This is a genomic window from Burkholderia sp. 567, assembly GCF_040545115.1.
In the GTDB taxonomy this organism is placed as follows: Bacteria; Pseudomonadota; Gammaproteobacteria; order Burkholderiales; family Burkholderiaceae; genus Burkholderia; species Burkholderia ambifaria.
Map to the genome: position 1 here is coordinate 1 of NZ_JBEPLG010000023.1, position 2,791 is coordinate 2,791.

Annotated in this window: 1 protein-coding gene; it reads right to left on the minus strand. The window is 62.9% G+C overall.

The features are described 5' to 3' along the window. Positions 1-2,777 (minus strand): YadA family autotransporter adhesin (locus tag ABIC50_RS33945; protein WP_502913543.1); only part of this gene is annotated, 2,777 nt, incomplete at its 3' end. Positions 2,778-2,791 lie beyond the last annotated feature (14 nt).

Sequence of the window (2,791 nt, forward strand, 5' to 3'; positions counted from 1 at the left end):
ATGCTGCCGATCGCGACCGAATACGGCTGATCGACCCCCGTCTGGGCAATACTGCCGATCGCCACCGCGTTGTCCGAACTCGCGACCGCCTGCAGACCCACTGCGACAGTATTGAGCCCACCAGCGCCACTCCCTACGCCGATGGCCGCAGCGGTACCCTTTTTGGGATCACGACCGTTCATCGATGCAATGTTCGGCATGCTGCCATCCGCACCCAATCCTTCGATCGCGACGAAGCTGCCCGGCTTCGATTCGACGTCACGCACCATCCGCGTCATCTTCGCGTCGAGCTTCGTATTGGCGGAATGCATCGCATCGCTCAGTTGCTTCATGTTGACGGCATCCGACTCATCGATACCGGCTTCGACATGGACGATCCGACGTTTCTGAGTCACATCGCCTACCGAAACGGTGTTGTCGTCGTCGGCAACGGAGTTGTAGCCGATTGCCACCGAGTTGACACCGTTCGCTCGCGAACCCGACCCCAATGCCATTGCTTGTGGCGCGGTTGCCCAAGTGTTCGCGCCGATCGCGACACTTTCCGGACCTCTCGCGACGGCATCGCGGCCCTCCGAGTTGACCTTGATGTACTTGAGCTTGATCGCGCCGTTGAGGAGCGAGTCTTCCAGATCGTTCAACTGGTCGACGTTCACTGCGTCCGTGCCCGCCTGACCCTTCGCCACGTTCGACAGCGTCACCGGGCCCGTCGACTTGCCGCCGCCCAGCGTCACCAAGTTGTAGTTCGGCGTGCCGTCGGTGTTACGGTCGTACGTCACCGCGGCAATCGACTTGCCGTCTTCGTCGATCAGACCCGACGACTTCAACTGCGACACGTTCACCGCGTCCAGGTCGGCCGTACCGGCCTTCACGTTCGTCAGCGTCGTGCCCGTCTTGCCGCCGGCCAGCGTCACCTTGTCCTTCGACGTGCTGTCGTACACCACCGCCAGCGATTCGCCCGTCTTTTCGTCGATGACACCACCATCCGTCAGCGCGTCCTTCAGGTTGCCCAGGCTCTCGTTCGTCGCGAACAGCTGCGAGCCGTTCACCGCGTCCATGCTCGTCGCCGACAGTTCGGCCGCCTTCACGTTCGTCAGCTTCGTGCCCGTCTTGCCCGCGAGCGTCACCGACTCGTGGTTCGCCGTGCCGTCCTTGTTCTTGTCGTACGTCACTGCAGCAAGCGACTTGCCGTCTTCACCGATCAGGCCCGACGACTTCAGCTGCGATACGTTCACCGCGTCCTTGTCCTCCTTGCCGTCTGCAACGTTCGACAGCGTCGTGCCGCCAACACCGGCCAACGTCGCCGACGTGTACTTCGGCGTGCCGTCCGCGTTCTTGTCGTACGTGATTGCAGCGCGCGACTTGCCGTCACCATCGACCAGACCCGACGACTTCAGCTGCGACACGTTCACCGCGTCCATGTCCTTCGTACCAGCCTTCACGTTCGACAACGTCGTACCGCCAACACCGGCCAGCGTCGCCGACGTGTACTTCGGCGTGCCGTCCGCGTTCTTGTCGTACGTGATTGCAGCACGCGACTTGCCGTCTTCGCCGATCAGGCCCGTCGACTTCAGTTGCGACACGTTCACCGCGTCCTTGTCTTCCTTGCCGTCTGCAACGTTCGACAGCGTCGTGCCGCCAACACCGGCCAACGTCGCCGACGTGTACTTCGGCGTGCCGTCCGCGTTCTTGTCGTACGTGATTGCAGCGCGCGACTTGCCGTCACCATCGATCAGGCCCGTCGACTTCAGCTGCGATACGTTCACCGCGTCCATGTCCTTCGTACCAGCCTTCACGTTCGACAACGTCGTACCGCCTTCGCCTGCCAGCGTCGCCGACGTGTACTTGGGCGTGCCGTCCGCGTTCTTGTCGTACGTCACTGCAGCACGCGACTTGCCGTCTTCACCGACCAGACCCGTCGACTTCAGTTGCGATACGTTCACCGCGTCCTTGTCCTCCTTGCCGTCTGCAACGTTCGACAGCGTCGTGCCGCCAACACCGGCCAGCGTCGCCGACGTGTACTTCGGCGTGCCGTCCGCGTTCTTGTCGTACGTGATTGCAGCGCGCGACTTGCCGTCACCATCGACCAGGCCCGACGACTTCAGCTGCGATACGTTCACCGCGTCCATGTCCTTCGTACCAGCCTTCACGTTCGACAACGTCGTACCACCAACACCGGCCAGCGTCGCCGACGTGTACTTCGGCGTGCCGTCCGCGTTCTTGTCGTACGTGATGGCAGCGAGCGACTTGCCGTCCTCGCCAACGAGGCCCGACGACTTCAGCTGCGACACGTTCACCGCGTCCTGGTCAGCCGTACCAGCCTTCACGTTCGACAGCGTCGTACCGCCCTCGCCTGCCAGCGTCACCTTGTCCTTCTTCGCGGTGTCGTAGGCCACGGCCAGCGGGTTCATGCCGCCTTCCACGTCGCGAAGTGCGTCCGTCAGTTGATCGACGTTCACCGCGTCCGTGCCCGCCTGACCCTTGGCCACGTTCGACAGCGTCACCGGGCCCGTCGACTTACCGCCGCCCAGCGTCACCGAGTTGTAGTTCGGCGTGCCGTCCGTCTTCTTGTCGTACGTCACCGCGGCAATCGACTTGCCGTCACCATCGATCAGGCCCGACGACTTCAGTTGCGACACGTTCACCGCATCCATGTCGGCCGTACCAGCCTTCACGTTCGACAGCGTCGTGCCCGTCTTGCCGCCGGCCAGCGTCACCTTGTCCTTCGTCGTGCTGTCGTACACCACCGCCAGCGATTCGCCCGTCGTCTTGTCGATCACGCCGCCATCCGTCA